The following is a 19,792-nucleotide window of genomic DNA, read 5'->3' as shown; positions in this document are numbered from 1 at the left end:
GTGCGTAAATCAGATATGAGTTCCGCTCTGTCCATCCGGCAGCTAACCAAAACCTACGGCAACGGGTTCCAGGCCTTGAGTGGTATCGATCTGGACGTCGCCGAAGGTGATTTTTTCGCCTTGCTCGGCCCCAACGGTGCCGGCAAATCAACGACCATCGGCATTCTCTCGACTCTGGTGAACAAGACCAGCGGCACGGTGAATATCTTTGGCAATGACCTCGACAAAAATCCTGCGCAGCTCAAACGCTCGATCGGCGTAGTGCCCCAGGAATTCAACTTCAACCAGTTCGAAAAGACCTTCGACATCGTCGTGACCCAGGCCGGTTACTACGGCATTCCGGCGAAGATCGCCAAGGAACGCGCCGAGCAGTACCTGACGCAACTGGGCCTGTGGGACAAGCGTGACGTGCCGTCGCGGTCGTTGTCCGGCGGCATGAAGCGACGCTTGATGATTGCTCGCGCATTGGTGCACGAACCACGTCTATTGATCCTCGATGAACCGACCGCAGGCGTCGATATCGAGCTGCGCCGCTCGATGTGGACGTTCCTTACCGAGCTGAACCAGAAAGGCATCACCATCATCCTCACCACCCATTACCTGGAAGAGGCTGAGCAGCTGTGCCGCAACATCGGCATCATCGACCACGGCACCATTGTCGAAAACACCAGCATGAAACAATTGCTGGGCCAGCTGCACGTGGAAACCTTCTTGCTGGACCTGAAAAACGACTTGAGCGCCGCGCCGCAATTGCTCGGCTATCCAGCTCGGTTGATCGACGCCCATACGCTGGAAGTTCAGGTCGACAAATCCATGGGCATCACGGCGCTGTTCAGCCAATTGGCGCTGCAGAACATTGAAGTGCTGAGCCTGCGCAACAAAACCAATCGCCTCGAGGAGCTGTTCGTGTCCCTGGTGGAGAAAAATCTGTCGAAGGTGGCGGTATGAGTTCTGAATTCCGTCCCAACCTCGTCGCCCTGCAGACCATCGTTTACCGCGAGGTCAAACGCTTCACGCGGATCTGGCCGCAGACCCTGCTGCCGCCGGCGATCACCATGGTTCTGTACTTCGTGATCTTCGGCAATCTGATCGGCCGGCAGATCGGCGACATGGGTGGCTTCACCTACATGGAGTACATCGTGCCAGGGCTGATCATGATGTCGGTGATCACCAACTCCTACGGCAACGTGGTCTCGAGTTTCTTCGGCAGCAAGTTCCAGCGTTCCATCGAGGAATTGATGGTGTCGCCGGTGTCGCCGCACACGATTCTGATTGGCTTCACCATTGGCGGCGTGTTGCGTGGCCTGATGGTGGGCGTGATCGTGACGATTCTGTCGCTGTTCTTCACCCATTTGCAGGTGCATCACCTCGGCGTGACCATCCTTGTGGTGGTGCTGACAGCAACGATCTTCTCGCTGCTGGGCTTCATCAACGCCGTATTTGCGCGCAATTTCGATGATATTTCGATCATCCCGACGTTCGTGTTGACCCCGCTGACCTACCTGGGTGGCGTGTTCTACTCGATCACCTTGCTGCCGCCGTTCTGGCAGACCGTATCGCTGGCCAACCCGGTGCTGCACATGGTCAATGCGTTCCGCTACGGCATTCTGGGTGTGTCGGACATCAAGATCGGCATCGCGATTACCTTCATGCTGGTGGCGACGGTGGTGTTGTATCTCGGTTGTGCACGGTTGCTGGTGAGTGGGCGCGGGATGCGGACCTGATCCGAGACCGCGTTGCCTGCAATCGCTAGCAGGGCTAGCCCCACACTGGATTTATGTCGCGCTGAAACCCCCTGTGGGAGCTAGCCCTGCTAGCGATAGCGTCAAACCGGATTGCACAAAACAAAACGGCCTCCCACTGCGGAGGCCGTTTTGCATTCAGCGCATTCTGCTCTTCTTGCGCCGTGCCCATTGCCGCGCCACCCACCAGCGCCAGTACATCATCACCCCGAAATAGGCGAGGGCGCCAAGCACCAGCCCTACCACCACCGAGCCGAGCAAAAACGGCTGCCACAACGTCGACAACTCACCGCTGATCCATTCCCAGGTCAGCTCGTCCGGCAGATGTCGTGCCGGCACATCCATCAACCACGCGCCTGCCTGATAGGTGCAGAAAAACACCGCCGGCATGGTGATCGGGTTGGTCAGCCAGACCAGACTGACGGCGATCGGCATGTTGCCGCGCACGGTGACGGCAAGGGCGGCCGCCACCAGCATCTGCGCTGGGATCGGCAGGAAAGCGGCAAACAAACCGACCGCCATCGCCCGCGCAACGGAGTGGCGATTGAGATGCCAGAGGTTCGGGTCATGCAGCAACTTGCCGAGAAAGCGTAAGGATTTGTGTTCCCTGATGCTCGTCGGATCGGGCATGTAACGTTTGAATAAGCGCCGGGGCATAAGGCTTCTCGGTCGGTTAAGGCGGCAAGTATGTCTGGATTCTACGAAGCGCCCATTCAGACTTTGTGACAATTGTTGACGACGGACGTGCCCGACACCCGCTATGCCTAAGTGCGGGACTCTCAAGGACGGGCGTATGCGCACAGGGATGATGGCGCTGGCAGTCGGTCTGCTGGTGCCGATGTTTTTACCGGCATTGCCGCCGGTCGGGTGGATGTTGCTGTTGCCGGTGTTGGGTTTGCTGTTGCTGCCGTTTCGCAGCTATCCGTTGGCGTTTTTGCTGTTCGGCTTCACATGGGCCTGTGTCAGCGCGCAGTGGGCGTTGAATGATCGACTGCCAGCCCGTCTGGATGGCGAAACCCGTTGGCTCGAAGGACGGGTGGTCGGCTTGCCGCAAAACGCGGACGGCGTGGTGCGTTTCGAATTGGCTGATGCACGCTCGCGTCATGAAGAATTGCCCACACGGATGCGTATGGCCTGGTACGCCGGGCCGCCGGTCAACAGCGGTGAGCGCTGGCGGCTGGCGGTCAAACTCAAACGCCCCGGCGGTTTGCTCAACCCGGACGCTTTCGATCATGAGGCGTGGCTGTTGGCGCAACGCATCGGTGCCACGGGCACGATCAAGGATGGCCAGCGCCTCAGCGAAGCCCGCTGGGCCTGGCGCGACGGCATTCGTCAGCGTTTGCTTGCGGTGGACGCACACGGTAGGGCCGGAGCCCTGGCGGCGCTGGTGCTCGGCGACGGTTCGGCGCTTAGTCGTGAGGATTGGCAGATTCTGCAGGACACCGGCACCGTGCATTTGCTGGTGATCTCCGGACAGCACATCGGGATGCTGGCGGCGGTGATGTATTTGCTGGTCGCCGGTCTGGCTCGTTATGGACTTTGGCCGTTGCGCTGGCCTTGGTTGCCGTGGGCTTGTGGACTGGCGTTTGCAGCAGCGCTTGGTTACGGCTTGCTCGCCGGTTTCGACGTGCCCGTGCAGCGCGCCTGCGTGATGGTCGGGTTGGTGCTGTTGTGGCGTCTGCGTTTTCGCCATCTGGGGGCGTGGTGGCCGCTGTTGCTGGCCTTTAACGGCGTGCTGTTGCTCGATCCGCTCGCCAGTCTGCGTCCGGGTTTGTGGCTGTCGTTTGCAGCGGTGGCGGTGCTGATCTTCACCTTTGGCGGTCGCTTGGGCGCGTGGCGCTGGTGGCAGACCTGGACGCGCGCGCAGTGGTTGATCGCCATCGGTTTATGTCCGGTGCTGCTGGCGCTGAACCTGCCGATCAGTCTGAGCGGGCCGCTGGCGAATTTGTTGGCTGTGCCTTGGGTCAGTCTGCTGGTGCTGCCGCCGGCGCTGCTCGGGACTTTATTGTTGCCGGTGCCTTATGTCGGCGAAGGGCTGCTGTGGCTGGCGGGTGGCTTGATCGATTGGCTGTTTCGCGCGCTGGCGCTGATTGCCGGGCAATGGCCTGCGTGGGTTGCGCCTTCGATACCCGTTTCGGTCTGGGCCATTGGCTGCCTCGGCGCGGTGTTGTTGCTGTTGCCACGCGGAGTGCCGATGCGAGCGCTGGGCTGGCCATTGCTGCTGATTCTGGTGGTGCCGCCGCGCGAGCGCTTGAACGAGGGCCTGGCCGATGTTTGGCAGCTGGATGTCGGCCAGGGTCTGGCGATCCTGATCAGAACCCGTCACCACACGCTGTTGTACGACGCCGGCCCACGCTTCGGCGAGTTCGATCTCGGCGAACGTGTGGTGTTGCCGGCGCTGCGCAAACTCAACGTGGAGAAACTCGATCTGATGCTGATTAGTCACGCCGATGCCGATCACGCGGGCGGTGCGCTAGCGATTACACGTGGCATGAAGGTCGCCCGGGTATTGAGCGGCGATCCGCCGGGGCTGCCCGCCGAGTTGAGCGCTGAAGCCTGCGAAAGTGGCGCGCAATGGCAATGGGACGGCGTGCGCTTTCAGCTCTGGCAATGGGCGGATGCCCACGACAGCAATCAACGCTCCTGCGTGTTGCGGATCGAAGCCAATGGCGAGCGGTTGCTGCTGACCGGGGACATCGACAGCCACGCCGAACGTGACCTGCTCGACAGCCCGTTGGCCGTGCCGACGCACTGGCTGCAATCGCCTCACCACGGCAGCCGCAGTTCCTCGTCAATGGCCTTGCTCAAAGGCTTGCAGCCCGAGTCGGTGCTGATCTCCCGAGGCCACGGCAACTCCTTCGGCCATCCGCACCCGACCGTGCTGGCGCGCTATCGCAAACAAGGCCTGCGCATCTACGACAGCGCCGAGCAGGGCGCCATCCATCTGCAACTGGGCCGCTTCAAAGCGCCGCGGACGATGCGTCAACAACGGCGTTTCTGGCGCGATCCGCCTGTGCCCGCCCGTTGATCGGTGCCAGCATGGATGGCACATCACGGTCGTCGGAGGGGCGGGTCTTAATCGCGGATCGGTATGGTAAAGTGGCGCACTTTTTCGAGGGGACTGTCACTGTGTGGGAATTGGTCAAATCCGGCGGCTGGATGATGTTGCCGATCATTTTGAGTTCCATCGCGGCCATGGCGATTGTCGCCGAGCGTCTGTGGACCCTGCGCGCCAGTCGCGTCACCCCCGAGCATCTGCTGGGCCAGGTCTGGGTCTGGATCAAGGACAAGCAGCTCAATAAAGAAAAACTCAAGGAATTGCGCGCCAATTCGCCGCTGGGGGAAATCCTCGCCGCCGGTCTGGCCAACTCCAAGCACGGTCGCGAGATCATGAAGGAGTGCATCGAAGAGGCCGCCGCCCGCGTCATTCACGAGCTGGAGCGTTACATCAATGCGCTCGGCACCATCGCCGCCATGGCACCGTTGCTGGGTCTGCTCGGCACGGTGCTGGGCATGATCGATATTTTCAGCGCATTCACCGGCTCCGGCATGACCACCAATGCTTCCGTTCTGGCCGGTGGTATCTCCAAAGCGCTGATCACCACGGCTGCGGGCCTGATGGTCGGCATTCCGGCGGTGTTCTTCCACCGTTTCCTGCAGCGCCGCATCGATGAACTGGTGGTCGGCATGGAGCAGGAAGCGATCAAACTGGTTGAAGTGGTGCAGGGCGACCGTGACGTCGACCTGGCCGAGGGCCGCGCGTGAAATTCCGTCGCAAGCCCCGGGAAACCGTGGACATCAACCTCGCGTCGCTGATCGACGTGGTGTTCATCCTGCTGCTGTTTTTCGTTGTGACCACCACGTTCACCCGCGAAACCCAGTTGCGCGTGGATCTGCCGGAAGCGGTCAGCGGCTCGCCGGCCGAAGACCAGCAGCTCAAGCAACTGGATGTCGCCATCAGCGCCGAAGGCGTGTTTTCGGTGAACAACAAGATTCTGCCGAAAAACGATCTGGCGACGTTGATGGAAGCCATGCAGAAAGAATCCAACGGTGACACCAATATGCCGTTGTCGATCAGTGCCGACGGCAAGACTCAGCATCAATCAGTGATCACCGCCATGGACGCGGCCGGCAAGCTCGGTTTCAGCCATTTGCGCATGACCACGGTTGAGGCTGCGCCGAAATCCTGATGAGCCTGTCCGATCGCTTGCTCGCCGCTTGGTATCAGGGGCACCCGGCCCTGGCGTTGCTGCGGCCGCTGGAATTGTTGTACCGCCGCGTGGTGGTCAGCAAACGTCAGCGTTTTCTCGACGGTGAAGGCGAGATCTACCAGCCGCCGGTGCCGTTGATTGTGGTCGGCAACATTACCGTCGGTGGCACTGGCAAAACGCCGATGATCCTCTGGCTGATCGAGCATTGCCGGCGCAGTGGTTTGCGCGTTGGCGTGGTCAGCCGTGGTTACGGCGCCAAACCACCGCAATTGCCGTGGCGCGTCGAGGCCGATCAAAGCGCCGATATCGCTGGCGACGAACCGTTGCTGATCGTCCAGCGTACCGGCGTACCGTTGATGATCGATCCTGATCGCAGCGCCGCCGTCAAAGCCTTGCTCGCCAGCGAACCGCTGGATCTGATCCTCTCCGATGACGGCATGCAGCATTACCGTTTGGCGCGGGATCTGGAACTGGTGCTGATCGACGCGGCTCGTGGTCTGGGCAATAAACGCTGCTTGCCGGCAGGCCCGCTGCGTGAGCCGATCGAGCGTTTGCAAAGTGTCGACGGCGTGCTGTTCAACGGCGCCACCGCCGATCGCGACGACGGTTTCGCTTTCCATCTGCAGCCGACGGCGCTGGTCAACCTGTGCAGCGGCGAGCGCAAGCCGCTCGAGCACTTTGCGCCCGGCCAGAGCGTGCACGCGGTCGCCGGGATCGGCAATCCGCAACGTTTCTTCAATACCCTTGAAGCGCTAGACTGGCGAGCAGTCCCGCACGCGTTTGCCGATCACGCCGAATACAGCGTGCAGGCCTTGAATTTCACACCGTCATTGCCGTTGGTGATGACCGAAAAGGACGCGGTGAAGTGCCGTGCCTTCGCTGCTGCCGACTGGTGGTATCTGGCGGTCGATGCGGTGCCGTCGTCGGCCTTCGTGGCCTGGTTCGACACACAGCTGATGCGCCTGTTACCCGATCGGCTTTTGCCTTAATTCTTTTATCCAGGGAAAGTTCATGGACACCAAATTGCTCGACATCCTCGCGTGCCCGATCTGCAAAGGCCCGCTCAAGCTCAGCGCCGACAAGACCGAGCTGATCAGCAAGGGCGCCGGCCTGGCGTACCCGATCCGCGACGGCATCCCGGTGATGCTCGAAAGCGAAGCCCGCACCCTGACCACCGACGAGCGTCTGGATAAATGACCACCGCCTTCACCGTTGTCATCCCGTCGCGTTTCGCCTCGACCCGCCTGCCGGGCAAGCCGCTGCTGGACATCGCCGGCAAGCCAATGATTCAGCACGTCTGGGAACAGGCGAGCAAAAGCAGCGCGACCCGCGTGGTGGTGGCCACTGACGATGCGCGCATCGTCGAGGCCTGCAAGGCCTTTGGCGCCGAAGTGGTGCTGACCCGTGAAGATCACAATTCCGGCACCGATCGTCTGGCTGAAGTCGCAGCGAAACTGGGCCTTGAGCCTGACGCGATCGTGGTCAACGTGCAGGGTGACGAGCCGCTGATTCCGCCGAGCGTGATCGATCAGGTGGCGGCCAACCTCGCTGCCCACACCGAAGCGCGCATGGCCACCCTGGCTGAGCCGATCGAAGACGTCGAAACCCTGTTCAATCCGAATGTGGTCAAAGTCGTCAGCGACCTCAATGGTCTGGCGCTGACCTTCAGCCGTGCGACCTTGCCGTGGGCGCGCGATGCGTTCGCCAAGAGCCGCGAGCAATTGCCGGAAGGCGTGCCGTACCGTCGCCACATCGGCATTTATGCCTACCGCGCCGGTTTCCTTCACGACTTCGTTAGCTGGGGCCCGTGCTGGCTGGAAAACACCGAATCCCTTGAGCAACTGCGTGCCCTGTGGCACGGCGTGCGGATTCACGTTGCCGATGCGTTGATCGCGCCGCCGACCGGTGTCGACACCGTTGAAGACCTCGAGCGCGTTCGTCGCCTGCTGGGGGCCTGATGCGCGTTCTGTTTGTGTGCCTGGGCAACATTTGCCGTTCGCCCACGGCCGAAGGTGTGTTGCGCTATAAACTGCGTGAAGCCGGGCTGGCAGATCAGGTCGAAGTGGCCTCCGCCGGCACCGGTGACTGGCACGTCGGCAATCCGCCGGACAAACGCAGCCAAGCCGCCGCCAAAGTGCGCGGCTATGACCTGTCGGCGCAACGCGCGCAGCAGGTCAGCCGTGCCGACTTCGCCAGTTACGACCTGATTCTGGCCATGGACAACAGCAACCTGCGCAACCTCAAAGCCCTGCAACCGTCCACCGGCAAAGCCGAGCTGGATCTGTTCCTGCGCCGCTATGCCGGGTTGGTCGATGAAGTGCCGGACCCGTATTACGACGGCGATCAGGGTTTCGAGCAGGTGCTGGATCTGATTGAAGCGGCTTGTGACCAATTGTTGATCGAAGTGAAGGGCCGGTTATGAGTTTGCAGGTGCAACCGCAGGTTTCCCTGAAACCGTTCAACAGTTTTGGCGTCGATGTCCGCGCGCAACTGTTCGCCGAGGCCCACAGCGACGCCGATGTCCGCGAGGCATTGGCTTATGCCACGGCGCATGACGTGCCATTGCTGGTGATCGGCGGTGGCAGCAACTTGCTGTTGACCGCAGATATCCCGGCGCTGGTCTTGCGCATGGCCACGCGGGGGATTCGCGTGATCAGCGACGATGGCAACCGTGTGGTGATCGAAGCTGAAGCCGGCGAGCCGTGGCATCCGTTTGTGCAGCACACCTTGGCACTGGGCTTTTCCGGGCTGGAAAACCTCAGCCTGATCCCGGGCACCGTCGGCGCTGCGCCGATGCAGAATATCGGCGCCTACGGTGTCGAGATCAAAGATGTGTTCGCCGGGCTCACCGCGCTGGATCGCCACTCCGGCGAGCTGCGCGATTTCACCCTGGAAGAATGCAACTTCGCCTACCGTGACAGCCTGTTCAAACAGCAGCCGGGGCGTTGGCTGATTTTGCGCGTGCGCTTCACGCTCAATCGCGTCGCGCATCTGCATCTGGAATATGGCCCGGTGCGTCAGCGCCTGAGCGAGCAGGGCATCGAGCAACCGACGCCGTCCGACGTCAGCCGCGCCATCTGCAGCATCCGCAGTGAAAAACTGCCGGATCCGGCGGTGCTCGGCAATGCCGGCAGCTTCTTCAAAAATCCGCTGGTGTCGGCGGCCGTCGTCGCGCAGATCAAAGCGCAGCACCCGGATGTGGTGGCCTACGCGCAACCGGACGGGCAGATGAAACTGGCCGCTGGCTGGCTCATCGAACGCGCAGGCTGGAAAGGTTTCCGCGAAGCCGATGCCGGCGTGCATAAATTGCAGGCGCTGGTGTTGGTCAACTACGGCACGGCGACCGGCCTGCAATTGTTCGATCTGGCGCAACGTATTCAGAAAGACATTGCAGAACGTTTCAATGTCGAACTGGAAATGGAGCCCAATCGGTATTGAAGCAGCGGCGAGCTTCAAGCTTCAAGCTTTGAGCGGCAAGCTACAATCTCTGCAACATGATCCAGCTACTGCTTTTACTTGCAGCTTGTAGCTAAAAGCTCGCCACTAAAAAGCCCTGTCTCAGCAGGGCTTTTTCGTTAATGTTGGGTTAACTTAGCGAGCTAACGATAGCCGTCATTTGCTCCACCAAAGGCCCGGTGCAGACGTTCGCGTCGGCACAAGAGAGCCTTATTAGCCTGAGTCGATCTGCGTGAACCACCGCCGATTCAACGGCGGCAGATTGCTCGACCCCATAACCACCAAAAATATGCGGGCGTGCCCATGATTACCCTGAAACTCAATGGCCAAGACCATTCGCTTGATGTCACGGAAGACATGCCGCTGCTCTGGGCTATCCGCGACGTTGCCGGCTATAACGGCACCAAATTCGGCTGCGGCATGGGCCTGTGTGGCGCGTGCACCATCCACATCGACGGTTTGCCGGCGCGCAGTTGCATCACGCCGATAGGTTCGGTCGTCGGCCAGAACGTCACCACCATCGACAACCTTCACGCTGACCCGGTCGGCCAAGTCGTTCAGCAAGCCTGGCTCGACACGGCTGTCGCGCAGTGCGGTTTCTGTCAGGGCGGGCAAATCATGTCGGCCACAGCATTGCTCAAAACCAACCCGAACCCGAGCGACGAGCAGATCGAAGAGGCCATGGTCGGCAACATTTGCCGCTGCGGCACCTATAACCGGATCAAAACCGCTATCCGTCAGGCGTCCACGCATTTGAAGGAGGCGAAAGCATGAGCCACCTTCCGAATGACTTCGCTCTGAGCAATCTCAGTCGCCGCGGTTTCCTCAAAGGCGTCGGCGCGACGGGCGCCTTGGTGCTGGCCGCGAGTTGGGGCTGGCAGGATGCATTGGCCGACGAGAAGGAAAAGAAATTCGGCGCCGACGGCATGCCCAACGGCTGGATCGATGATCCGAAAGTCTATGTCAGCATTGCCGCCGACGGCACGGTGACAGTGGTGTGCAATCGCTCGGAAATGGGCCAGGGCGTGCGCACCAGTCTGACCATGGTGGTTGCCGATGAGCTGGACGCCGATTGGGCCCACGTCAAAGTGCAACAGGCGCCGGGCGATGAAGTGCGTTTCGGTAATCAGGACACCGACGGTTCGCGCAGCATGCGCCACTGGTACGAACCAATGCGGCGTTGCGGCGCGGCGGCCCGGACGATGCTTGAGCAAGCGGCGGCTGCGCAGTGGAAAGTACCGCTCGGCGAATGCCATGCGCAGCTGCACAAAGTCATCCATAAACCGTCCGGTCGTGAACTGGGCTATGGCGAACTGGCCGCTGCCGCCAGTGCAATGGCGGTGCCAGCGCGTGACAGTCTGCGCCTCAAGCAGCCATCGGAATTTCGCTACATCGGCAAGGAAGGTACCAAAGCCATCGATGGCGACGACATCGTCAACGGTCGTGCGGTGTACGGCGCCGACGTACATTTTGACGGCATGTTGTACGCGACCATCGCCCGCCCGGCAGTCTACGGCGGGAAGGTCAAATCGCTGGATGACAGCGCCGCGCTGAAAGTCCCCGGCGTGCTCAAAGTGGTTCAGATTGAAGGTCGTCCGCTGCCTTCGGAGTTTCAGCCATTGGGCGGTGTGGCCGTCGTGGCCAGCAATACCTGGGCGGCGATCAAGGGCCGCGAAGCGTTGAAAATCAAGTGGGACGATGGCCCGAATGCCAGTTACGACTCGATTGCCTATCGCAAGGAGCTGGAAGCCGCCTCGCTGAAAGCCGGCAAAGTGGTGCGCAACACTGGCGATATCGACAAGGCGTTGAGTGGCGCGTCCAGCACCCTCGAAGCTTCGTATTACCTGCCGCATCTGGCGCAGGCCCCAATGGAGCCGATGGTCGCCATCGCCCGTTACCAGGACGGCGTCTGCGAAGCTTGGGCACCAAGTCAGGCGCCGCAAGTCACCCGCGAGCGAATCGCTGAACGTCTTGGTCTGCCGTTCGATAACGTCACCTTTAACGTCACGCTGCTGGGCGGTGGTTTCGGACGTAAATCCAAGCCGGATTTCGTCGTTGAGGCGGCGATCCTTGCCAAGGAGTTCCCCGGCAAAGCGCTGCGCGTGCAGTGGACCCGTGAAGATGACATCCATAACTCGTACTTCCACACCGTGTCCGCCGAGTATCTGAAGGCAGGCGTCGGCAAGGACGGCATGCCGTCCGGCTGGTTGCATCGCACCGTGGCACCGAGCATCACTGCACTGTTCGCGCCGGGCATGAACCATGAAGCCGCTTTCGAGCTGGGCATGGGTTTCACCAACATGGCCTACGCGATTCCCAATGTGCGCCTGGAAAACCCCGAAGCGACCGTGCACATGCGGGTTGGCTGGTATCGCTCGGTGTCGAACATTCCCCATGGTTTCGCCATTCAGAGTTTTGTCGATGAACTGGCGCACAAGGCCGGCGAAGATCCGCTCAAGTACCAGATCAAACTGCTTGGCCCGGATCGGCAGATCGACCCGCGCACGTTGAGCGAAGAGTGGAACTACGGTGAATCTCCCGAGCGTTATCCGATTGATACCGGGCGCATGCGCACCGTGCTGGAAACGGCTGCGAAGGCAGCCGGTTGGGGGCGCAAGCTGCCCAAGGGCCGCGGACTGGGTCTGGCCGTGCATTACAGCTTCGTCACCTACGTGGCGGCGGTGATTGAAGTCGAGGTCAAGGACGATGGTTCGCTGATCGTGCACAAAGCTGATATTGCCGTGGATTGTGGGCCGCAGATCAACCCTGAGCGCATTCGCTCGCAGTTCGAAGGCGCCTGCGTGATGGGCCTCGGCAATGCGGTGCTGGGTGAAATCAGCTTCAAGGACGGCAAGGTCCAGCAGGACAACTTCCATATGTACGAAGTGGCGCGCATGTCGCTGGCACCGAAGGAAGTCGCGGTGCATCTGGTGACGCCACCGGGCGACGTGCCGTTGGGCGGCGTCGGCGAACCGGGCGTGCCGCCGATTGCCCCGGCGCTGTGCAATGCAATCTTCGCGGCCACCGGCAAACGTATTCGCAATCTGCCGGTGCGCTATCAGTTGCAGGACTGGCAGAAGGCAGGCGCCTGATGGACAGCGTCGATCTCAACGTGCTGCGCAGCGTCCTGGAATGGCGCCGCGCCGGACAGCAGGTGGTGTTGTTCAGTGTCGTGCAAACCTGGGGCACTGCACCTCGGGCGCCCGGTGCCATGCTGGCGTTGCGTGAGGATGGCGTGGTGATCGGTTCGGTATCGGGCGGCTGCGTCGAGGATGACTTGATCGCCCGTCTGCACGATGGGCGGATCGCCACTGATGGGCCGCCGGTGCAACTGATCACTTACGGCGTCACCCGTGAAGAGGCGGCGCGTTTCGGTTTGCCTTGCGGCGGCACGTTGCGGCTGACCGAAGAGCGGGTTGGCGATCCAGCGTGGGTTGCCGAATTGCTGGCGCGTTGCGAGGCTCATGAGATTGTCGCTCGCGAGCTGAACATCGAAACCGGTGAAGTGGTTCTGGCGACGGCGAGTAAATCCGACTCTCTGGCGTTCGACGGCAAAACCCTGCGAGCCATCTACGGCCCGCGTTGGCGATTGTTGTTGATCGGCGCCGGACAGTTGTCGCGCTACGTTGCAGACATGGCGCGGTTGCTGGATTTCGAGGTGCTGATCTGCGATCCGCGCACCGAATTCGTCTATGGCTGGGAGGAGCATCACGGGCGTTTCGTCTCGGGCATGCCGGACGACGCGGTGTTGAGTATCCAGACCGACGAACGCACAGCGATTGTCGCGTTGACTCACGATCCACGTCTGGATGACATGGCGCTACTGACGGCGCTGGATTCGCCAGCCTTCTATGTCGGCGCGCTCGGTTCGCGGGTCAACAGTCAGAAGCGCCGGGAGAATCTGGCTCAGCTAGGCTTGTCGGTACAGGCGATTGATCGCCTGCACGGGCCGATCGGTTTGCACATCGGCAGTCATTCGCCGGCGGAAATCGCTTTGTCGTTGCTGGCGGAAATTGTCGCGATCAAGAACGGCGTCGAATTGAAACAGAAGAAAACACTGGAGGACGCATGAGTCGATCCATCGCAGTGATTGTCCTGGCGGCAGGCGAGGGCCGCCGCTTTCGCCAGGTGGCGGGCGCTGACAAGGACAAGTTGCTTGCCGATTGCACCGGGCTGGATGGCGCGGTGCGTTCGGTGATCGAGCAGGTATTGGTGAATTTGCCGCCGAGTCTTGATAAACGCGTGTTGGTCACGACCGAAGCACGCCCACAGGCCATGCGCATGGCGCAGGCGTACGGTTGCGATATCGTTTCGATCGACTCGACCGGCATGGGTGACAGCATTGCCGCCGGTGTCGCCGCTTGCCCGGACGCCGATGGCTGGTTGATTGTGCTGGGGGATATGCCGTTTATCTTGCCGTCGAGTATCGAGCGGGTGGTCGCGGCCATTGCCGATGATGCGGTGAGCGTGCCGGTGCAGGAGGGCGAGTATGGCCACCCGGTTGGGTTTGGGCGGTCGTTTGGTGTCGGGTTGCAGGCTTTGAGTGGTGATCGCGGGGCGAGGCCGTTGTTCAAGCAGGGCAGGGTGGTGGAGATTGCCGTCGATGATCCTGGGGTGCTGTGGGATATCGATGTGCCTGAATCTCTGGTATTTCCCCAATCCTGAGCCATGCATAGATCCCCTGTAGGAGTGAGCCTGCTCGCGATAGCGGTGTGTCAGTTGACGCACACTTATCTGAACCACCGCTATCGCGAGCAGGCTCACTCCTACAGGGGATAGCGTTAAGGCTTAAACTGCAGGCATAAAAAAAGCCCCGCCAGGTTTTCACCTGGCGGGGCTTTTTAACGGCTTCGGGAATTACACGAGAGGTTTAGGCTCGTGTTCTTTTTCCTCGGCTTCTTGGTGTTGCTCAACAGCGTCCTGTACGGAGCGTGGTGCTTCAGCGATCACAGCTTCGACAACCGCTTCCTCAGCAACCGGGGCAGGAGTTGCCTCGACCACTTCGGCGACCGGAGCAGCAGCGGCAGCCAGTTCGGCTTCCTTCTGCAGACGCTCTTCTTCACGCTTGCGACGACGCACTTCACGCGGGTCGTTTGGCGCGCGGCCGCTAGGGGTCAGGGCGCTGACCGGAGCCGGTGCTTCAACCACTGGGGCTGGCGCTTCGGCAACTACTGGCGCTTCAACCGCAGGCGCTTCAACGACTGGCGCTGGAGCAGGTTCGGCAGCCACAACCACTGGCTCGGAAACCATGGCTTGCGGGACTTCAGCTTCAGCAACAGGGGCTGGTGCTTCGGTCACGGTCGGCTCGGCAACCCAGTTGAAAGCGGTCTGCTCTTCGCGAACTTCACGCACGGTTTCGGTCACGGTTTCAGCGACGGTTTCAACCACCGGCTCGGCAACCACAAACGGCGCTGGCTCTACCTGAGGCAGGGTTTCCTGAACCGGTGCCACTTCGACTTCCGGAGCAGCAACCACTTCTACCGGAGTAGTCGCTTCAACAACCGGCGCTTCCACTTCAGGAGTTTCCTGAACGGCTGCGGTGGCGCGTTCAGCTTGCTCGTGGGCCTGGGCTTCGGCCGGAGCGCTGATCACGGTGCTGGCAACGGCTGCGGTCACAGCGAGGCCGGCGGCCAGATCGGCAGTGCTTGGCTCTTCAGCGTTTTCGCCGGCTTCGGATTCTTCCGAACCTTCGATCACGTTGCCGTTGGCATCACGCTGACGCTCACGACGGTTGCTGCGACGACGCTGACCGCGCGAACGACGACGTGGGCGATCGCCTTCGGCGCTCTCCGAACCGTCTTCCGGCAGTTGCTCTTCGTTGGTGTTTACTTCTTCTTCAGCGACGGCAGCAGCGGCCTGCTCGGCACGCGGTTGACGCTCTTCACGCGGCTGACGCGGTGCGCGCTCTTCACGTGGCTGACGGGCCGGACGCTCTTCAGCGGTCACGGCAACAGCGGCGGCTGCAGCTGGAACGGCGTCCAGTGGCTCGCGCAGTTCACGTACACGCTCTTCACGCTCGCCACGAGGCTTGCGATCTTCACGCGGCGCACGTGGTGCACGTTCCTCACGAGGGGCGCGTGGTGCGCGTTCTTCGCGGGCTGCTGGCGCTTCGGTACGAGCTTCGCGTGGCTCACGGGCTTCGCGTGGTGCGCGCTCTTCGCGCGGCTCGCGTGGGGCACGTTCTTCACGAGGTGCACGTTCTTCGCGCGGCTTGCGTTCTTCATCGCGGCGACCATTACGGTTGCGGCTCTGCTGACGACCGTTGCGACGCTCCTCGTTGCGGGCCGGACGCTCGGTAGTTGGTTTTTCAACCACGGCCGGGGCAACTGGCTCTTCCTTGGTGGCGAACAGGCTGACCAGCGACTTCACCAGACCTTTGAACAGGCTTGGCTCTGGCGCGGCAACCGGGGCCGGTGCAGCGGCGACTGGTGCGGCGGCTTCGGTCGGAACCGGAGCATTGGCACGAGCCGGGGCAGTCTTGACCGCGGCTTCCTGGCGAACCAGGGTGCGGGTCGCAGCGGCTGGCTGGACTTCTTCGACTTCGGCAGCGGCAGCAGCGATCTCGTAGCTGGACTGGTTGGTCGCGGCTTCCGGGCTGTCGTCACGCAGACGCTGAACTTCGAAGTGCGGCGTTTCGAGGTGATCGTTCGGCAGAATGACGATACGGGCACGGGTGCGCAGTTCGATCTTGGTGATCGAGTTGCGTTTTTCGTTGAGCAGGAACGCAGCGACCGGGATCGGCACCTGAGCGCGTACTTCGGCAGTGCGGTCTTTCAGGGCTTCTTCTTCGATCAGGCGCAGGATCGCCAGCGACAGCGATTCAACGTCACGGATGATGCCGGTGCCGTTGCAACGCGGGCAGACGATGCCGCTGCTTTCGCCCAGGGATGGACGCAGGCGTTGACGGGACATTTCCAGCAGGCCGAAGCGCGAGATGCGGCCGATCTGCACGCGAGCGCGGTCGGCTTCCAGGCATTCGCGGACTTTCTCTTCCACGGCGCGCTGGTTCTTGGCAGGGGTCATGTCGATGAAGTCGATGACGATCAGGCCGCCGATGTCGCGCAGGCGCAACTGACGGGCGATTTCTTCGGCGGCTTCAAGGTTGGTCTGCAGAGCGGTTTCTTCGATGTCGCTGCCTTTGGTGGCGCGCGCCGAGTTGATGTCGATGGACACCAGAGCTTCGGTCGGATCGATAACGATGGAGCCGCCGGAAGGCAGTTCAACGACGCGCTGGAAAGCGGTCTCGATCTGGCTTTCGATCTGGAAACGGTTGAACAGCGGAACGCTGTCTTCGTACAGCTTGATCTTGCTGGCGTACTGCGGCATCACCTGGCGGATGAAGGTCAGGGCTTCGTCCTGGGCTTCAACGCTGTCGATCAGCACTTCGCCGATGTCCTGGCGCAGGTAATCACGGATGGCGCGGATGATCACGTTGCTTTCCTGGTAGATCAGGAATGGCGCGGAGCGATCCAGCGAGGCTTCTTTAATGGCGGTCCACAGTTGCAGCAGGTAATCGAGGTCCCACTGCATTTCTTCGCTGCTGCGGCCCAGGCCGGCAGTGCGCACGATCAGACCCATGTCGGCCGGTGCAACCAGGCCGTTCAGCGCTTCGCGCAGTTCGTTGCGCTCTTCACCTTCGATGCGACGGGAGATACCGCCGGCACGCGGGTTGTTCGGCATCAGCACGAGGTAACGACCGGCCAGGCTGATGAAGGTGGTCAGGGCAGCGCCCTTGTTGCCACGTTCTTCTTTTTCGACCTGAACGATGACTTCCTGGCCTTCGCTCAGGACGTCCTTGATGTTGACGCGGCCTTCAGGGGCTTTCTTGAAGTATTCGCGGGAGATTTCTTTGAGGGGCAGGAAGCCGTGGCGCTCGGAGCCGAAATCGACAAAGGCAGCCTCAAGGCTCGGTTCGATGCGAGTGATACGGCCTTTATAGATGTTGGCCTTTTTCTGCTCGCGTGCACCGGATTCGATGTCCAGGTCGTAGAGGCGTTGGCCATCTACCAGTGCAACACGCAACTCTTCGGGTTGAGTTGCGTTAATCAGCATTCTTTTCATGTAGTACCGTCGGTTTCCGGGCTGCCGGAAACGGCGTTCGGCACACACGACTTCTCACGGTCGGTGTCAGGTGCGTCGGGAGTGGTTGGCCATTCCCGTGTCCAGCGATGTGCGACCAATTGGGCCGATATCGCGACGTACGCGTCCTGCTTGCTGTGGCTACTTAAGCACTCAGTCAGGAGGAGGAATCAACCAGTGGCTGTGGACGAGATGAAGCGTCTTGATAAAGCCTATTGCTACACAGTCCAGCGGTTGTGCATCTCCACCCTACACGTATCCCTGATAATTCGGGTGCTGCCGCGCGCAGAATCCGCAGCGGGTTGGCATTTACCGTGAGCTCCGAAAGGGGAAGTCACGCATCATGGCTAATTCAGGCGTTGTTTCCGAAGCATTCGCTCGGGGTCATCTGCAGCTGACTGCACTTTGTGAACTGGCCTTGAATGTGTGCCTGCCAGGCGAGTAAAAACTCTGCTCGGCGGTGTAATTCAGGCCTCATGTCACCTGCGCTTGTTACAACTGCAAACTCCACCGTTACGTAGCGAAAGCCCCGTAGGACGGCCTCGCGTCCTGGTGAATTGCGTTGGTCAGGGCCGGTTTTTGACCGTGGTTCCGCTGTCCAGGCCGCTTTTGGCGGCGTTCGCGACTATAGCAGCAATGATTAAGTGCTTCAATTCCATAAAAATTGTTATCATCTGCGGCATGACAACTACTGCCCCTTCGACTCCAGGCGTTCAATTGCTTGAAGTCTCGCCGGAGTATGCCGGCCAACGAATCGACAACTTTCTCCTCGCCCGGCTCAAAGGCGTGCCCAAGACCTTGATTTACCGCATTTTGCGTAAAGGCGAAGTGCGCGTGAACAAAGGTCGGATCAAGCCCGAATACAAGCTGCAGGCCGGCGATATCGTGCGCGTGCCGCCGGTTCGCGTGCCTGAGCGTGACGAGCCGGTGCCGTTGGCACAAGGCTTGTTGCAGCGCCTGGAGGCCTCGATTGTCTTCGAAGACAAAGCCCTGATCGTGATCAACAAGCCCGCTGGCATTGCGGTTCACGGTGGCAGCGGCTTGAACTTCGGCGTGATCGAAGCCTTTCGTCAGTTGCGTCCCGATGCCAAAGAGCTGGAACTGGTGCATCGTCTCGACCGTGACACCTCAGGTCTGCTGATGATCGCCAAGAAACGCAGCATGTTGCGTCACTTGCACGAGCAATTGCGCGGCGATGGCGTCGACAAGCGCTACATGGCGCTGGTCCGCGGCAACTGGGCGACCTCGATCAAGAAAGTCAGTGCGCCGTTGCTCAAGAGCAATCTGCGTTCCGGCGAGCGCATGGTTGAAGTCAATGACGAGGGCAAAGAAGCCCTGACCATGTTCAAAGTGCTTCGCCGCTTCGGCGACTTTGCCACCATGGTCGAGGCGAAACCGGTGACTGGTCGTACCCACCAGATTCGCGTGCACACCTTGCATGCTGGCCACTGCATTGCTGGCGACAGCAAGTACGGCGATGAGGATTTCACCAAGGAAATCCGCGATCTGGGCGGCAAGCGCCTGTTCCTGCACGCTTACATGCTGACCGTGCCGCTGCCTGATGGCGGCAAGCTTACCCTGCAGGCGCCGGTCGATGAAATGTGGGCCAAGACCGTGGAGCGATTGAGTGCGCCCATCTGATTACAAGCTGCTGATTTTCGATTGGGACGGCACGCTGGCCGACTCCATTCACCGGATCGTCGAGGCGATGCATTCGGCGTCCGGGCGCTCCGGTTTCGAGTTGCGCGATGATTTTGCCGTCAAAGGCATCATCGGTCTGGGCTTGCCCGAGGCGATTCGCACGCTTTATCCCGAAATCAGCGACGCCGAAATGACCTTGTTTCGCGAGTATTACGCCGATCACTACATCGCCGCAGAAGCCGTGCCTTCACCGTTGTTCGAAGGCGTTGTCGAGTCGATGGCGTCCTTTCGTGACAGGGTTATCACCTCGCTGTCGCCACCGGCAAGAATCGTCGCGGACTGGATCGGGTGCTCAAGGCCAATGGCTGGGAAGCGTATTTCGATATCACCCGCGCTGCCGATGAAACTGCCAGCAAACCACACCCTCTGATGCTTGAGCAGATCCTTGCGCATTGTGGTGTGCGGGCGGAGCAGGCGCTGATGGTTGGCGATTCTTCTTTTGATCTGCTGATGGCACGTAACGCGGGGATGGATTCGGTGGCGGTCAGTTATGGCGCGCAATCGATCGAATCGTTGCAGCAGTTCGAGCCGCGCCTGTCGATCGACCGTTTTTCCGAATTGCATGCCTGGCTGGGGCAGCGGGCTTAATACGTTTTATCTGGG

17 protein-coding genes and 1 pseudogene are annotated in these 19,792 nt (G+C 60.9%); 16 read left to right on the top strand and 2 right to left on the bottom strand.

The features are described 5' to 3' along the window. The first annotated feature begins 15 nt into the window (after positions 1-15). Together AC3Y64_RS20635 and AC3Y64_RS20630 are read left to right on the top strand one after the other, a co-directional pair. Entirely contained in the window at positions 16-948 is a 933-nt protein-coding gene (locus tag AC3Y64_RS20635) for an ABC transporter ATP-binding protein (RefSeq protein WP_158953743.1), read from the top strand. Beyond that, positions 945-1,724, top strand: a complete 780-nt coding sequence (locus AC3Y64_RS20630) for an ABC transporter permease (RefSeq protein WP_008087860.1) — start codon at positions 945-947, stop codon at positions 1,722-1,724. Before AC3Y64_RS20635 ends, AC3Y64_RS20630 begins: the two co-directional genes overlap by 4 nt. A gap of 156 nt (positions 1,725-1,880) precedes the next feature. Here AC3Y64_RS20630 and AC3Y64_RS20625 read toward each other — a convergent pair whose 3' ends face one another. Then, a complete protein-coding gene (locus AC3Y64_RS20625; RefSeq protein ID WP_489985082.1) occupies positions 1,881-2,399 on the bottom strand; it encodes a DUF2062 domain-containing protein in 519 nt (172 codons plus the stop codon). Between the two features lie 136 nt (positions 2,400-2,535). Here AC3Y64_RS20625 and AC3Y64_RS20620 point away from each other — a divergent pair, with 136 nt between their 5' ends. From AC3Y64_RS20620 to AC3Y64_RS20565, 12 genes are all read left to right on the top strand, one after another. Beyond that, positions 2,536-4,770, top strand: a complete 2,235-nt coding sequence (locus AC3Y64_RS20620) for a DNA internalization-related competence protein ComEC/Rec2 (RefSeq protein WP_489985081.1) — start codon at positions 2,536-2,538, stop codon at positions 4,768-4,770. A 101-nt stretch (positions 4,771-4,871) separates the two neighbouring features. Further along, the gene (locus AC3Y64_RS20615) at positions 4,872-5,507 is read left to right on the top strand and encodes a MotA/TolQ/ExbB proton channel family protein (RefSeq protein WP_042560451.1); all 636 of its coding nucleotides are present in this window, start codon (positions 4,872-4,874) and stop codon (positions 5,505-5,507) included. Then, positions 5,504-5,932: an ExbD/TolR family protein gene (locus AC3Y64_RS20610; protein WP_158953735.1), complete on the top strand. Its 429-nt coding sequence runs from the start codon at positions 5,504-5,506 to the stop codon at positions 5,930-5,932. Before AC3Y64_RS20615 ends, AC3Y64_RS20610 begins: the two co-directional genes overlap by 4 nt. After that, positions 5,932-6,942 carry a tetraacyldisaccharide 4'-kinase gene (lpxK, locus tag AC3Y64_RS20605; protein ID WP_489985080.1) on the top strand — a complete coding sequence of 337 codons (1,011 nt, stop codon included), beginning with the start codon at positions 5,932-5,934 and terminating at the stop codon, positions 6,940-6,942. The genes AC3Y64_RS20610 and lpxK overlap by 1 nt, the downstream gene beginning before the upstream one ends. Positions 6,943-6,964: 22 nt before the next feature. Continuing rightward, on the top strand, positions 6,965-7,150 hold the full coding sequence (locus AC3Y64_RS20600; RefSeq protein ID WP_003174668.1) for a Trm112 family protein: 186 nt from the start codon (positions 6,965-6,967) through the stop codon (positions 7,148-7,150). Further along, positions 7,147-7,911, top strand: a complete 765-nt coding sequence (gene kdsB / locus AC3Y64_RS20595; protein WP_489985079.1) for a 3-deoxy-manno-octulosonate cytidylyltransferase — start codon at positions 7,147-7,149, stop codon at positions 7,909-7,911. Before AC3Y64_RS20600 ends, kdsB begins: the two co-directional genes overlap by 4 nt. Further along, positions 7,911-8,375 (top strand): low molecular weight protein-tyrosine-phosphatase, encoded by a 465-nt coding sequence (locus AC3Y64_RS20590; protein WP_064391519.1) that lies wholly within the window; start codon positions 7,911-7,913, stop codon positions 8,373-8,375. Before kdsB ends, AC3Y64_RS20590 begins: the two co-directional genes overlap by 1 nt. Continuing rightward, positions 8,372-9,391, top strand: a complete 1,020-nt coding sequence (gene murB / locus AC3Y64_RS20585) for a UDP-N-acetylmuramate dehydrogenase (protein WP_489985078.1) — start codon at positions 8,372-8,374, stop codon at positions 9,389-9,391. The genes AC3Y64_RS20590 and murB overlap by 4 nt, the downstream gene beginning before the upstream one ends. Positions 9,392-9,712: 321 nt before the next feature. Continuing rightward, complete coding sequence (locus AC3Y64_RS20580) at positions 9,713-10,183, top strand: (2Fe-2S)-binding protein (protein ID WP_077574083.1); 471 nt, start codon at positions 9,713-9,715, stop codon at positions 10,181-10,183. Further along, positions 10,180-12,501: a xanthine dehydrogenase family protein molybdopterin-binding subunit gene (locus AC3Y64_RS20575; RefSeq protein WP_489985077.1), complete on the top strand. Its 2,322-nt coding sequence runs from the start codon at positions 10,180-10,182 to the stop codon at positions 12,499-12,501. The genes AC3Y64_RS20580 and AC3Y64_RS20575 overlap by 4 nt, the downstream gene beginning before the upstream one ends. After that, positions 12,501-13,481, top strand: a complete 981-nt coding sequence (locus AC3Y64_RS20570) for an XdhC family protein (protein WP_489985076.1) — start codon at positions 12,501-12,503, stop codon at positions 13,479-13,481. Before AC3Y64_RS20575 ends, AC3Y64_RS20570 begins: the two co-directional genes overlap by 1 nt. Next, complete coding sequence (locus AC3Y64_RS20565) at positions 13,478-14,074, top strand: nucleotidyltransferase family protein (RefSeq protein ID WP_489985075.1); 597 nt, start codon at positions 13,478-13,480, stop codon at positions 14,072-14,074. Before AC3Y64_RS20570 ends, AC3Y64_RS20565 begins: the two co-directional genes overlap by 4 nt. A gap of 192 nt (positions 14,075-14,266) precedes the next feature. On the opposite strand, the gene rne is transcribed toward AC3Y64_RS20565, so the two are convergent. Beyond that, the gene (rne, locus tag AC3Y64_RS20560; protein WP_489985074.1) at positions 14,267-17,470 is read right to left on the bottom strand and encodes a ribonuclease E; all 3,204 of its coding nucleotides are present in this window, start codon (positions 17,468-17,470) and stop codon (positions 14,267-14,269) included. A 699-nt stretch (positions 17,471-18,169) separates the two neighbouring features. On the opposite strand from rne, the gene rluC reads away from it, so the two are divergent. Both rluC and AC3Y64_RS20550 read left to right on the top strand, forming a co-directional pair. Next, the gene (rluC, locus tag AC3Y64_RS20555; protein WP_034155359.1) at positions 18,170-19,129 is read left to right on the top strand and encodes a 23S rRNA pseudouridine(955/2504/2580) synthase RluC; all 960 of its coding nucleotides are present in this window, start codon (positions 18,170-18,172) and stop codon (positions 19,127-19,129) included. Continuing rightward, positions 19,116-19,777: pseudogene (locus AC3Y64_RS20550) on the top strand (HAD-IA family hydrolase). The gene rluC and the pseudogene AC3Y64_RS20550 overlap by 14 nt, the downstream one beginning before the upstream one ends. The last annotated feature ends 15 nt before the right edge of the window (positions 19,778-19,792 follow it).

The sequence above is a fragment of the Pseudomonas sp. 4CAES_32.4 genome (assembly GCF_058136335.1).
This window is presented reverse-complemented; position numbering and strand designations above follow the sequence as displayed.

Coding starts and splice junctions, on each gene's coding strand:
- kdsB (WP_489985079.1), top strand. CDS start 7,147: ATGACCACCGCCTTCACCGTTGTCATCCCGTCGCGTTTCGCCTCGACC.
- AC3Y64_RS20630 (WP_008087860.1), top strand. CDS start 945: ATGAGTTCTGAATTCCGTCCCAACCTCGTCGCCCTGCAGACCATCGTT.
- AC3Y64_RS20625 (WP_489985082.1), bottom strand. CDS start 2,399: ATGCCCCGGCGCTTATTCAAACGTTACATGCCCGATCCGACGAGCATC.
- AC3Y64_RS20620 (WP_489985081.1), top strand. CDS start 2,536: ATGCGCACAGGGATGATGGCGCTGGCAGTCGGTCTGCTGGTGCCGATG.
- rluC (WP_034155359.1), top strand. CDS start 18,170: ATGACAACTACTGCCCCTTCGACTCCAGGCGTTCAATTGCTTGAAGTC.
- AC3Y64_RS20570 (WP_489985076.1), top strand. CDS start 12,501: ATGGACAGCGTCGATCTCAACGTGCTGCGCAGCGTCCTGGAATGGCGC.
- AC3Y64_RS20635 (WP_158953743.1), top strand. CDS start 16: ATGAGTTCCGCTCTGTCCATCCGGCAGCTAACCAAAACCTACGGCAAC.
- AC3Y64_RS20580 (WP_077574083.1), top strand. CDS start 9,713: ATGATTACCCTGAAACTCAATGGCCAAGACCATTCGCTTGATGTCACG.
- AC3Y64_RS20575 (WP_489985077.1), top strand. CDS start 10,180: ATGAGCCACCTTCCGAATGACTTCGCTCTGAGCAATCTCAGTCGCCGC.
- rne (WP_489985074.1), bottom strand. CDS start 17,470: ATGAAAAGAATGCTGATTAACGCAACTCAACCCGAAGAGTTGCGTGTT.
- murB (WP_489985078.1), top strand. CDS start 8,372: ATGAGTTTGCAGGTGCAACCGCAGGTTTCCCTGAAACCGTTCAACAGT.
- AC3Y64_RS20590 (WP_064391519.1), top strand. CDS start 7,911: ATGCGCGTTCTGTTTGTGTGCCTGGGCAACATTTGCCGTTCGCCCACG.
- AC3Y64_RS20600 (WP_003174668.1), top strand. CDS start 6,965: ATGGACACCAAATTGCTCGACATCCTCGCGTGCCCGATCTGCAAAGGC.
- AC3Y64_RS20565 (WP_489985075.1), top strand. CDS start 13,478: ATGAGTCGATCCATCGCAGTGATTGTCCTGGCGGCAGGCGAGGGCCGC.
- lpxK (WP_489985080.1), top strand. CDS start 5,932: ATGAGCCTGTCCGATCGCTTGCTCGCCGCTTGGTATCAGGGGCACCCG.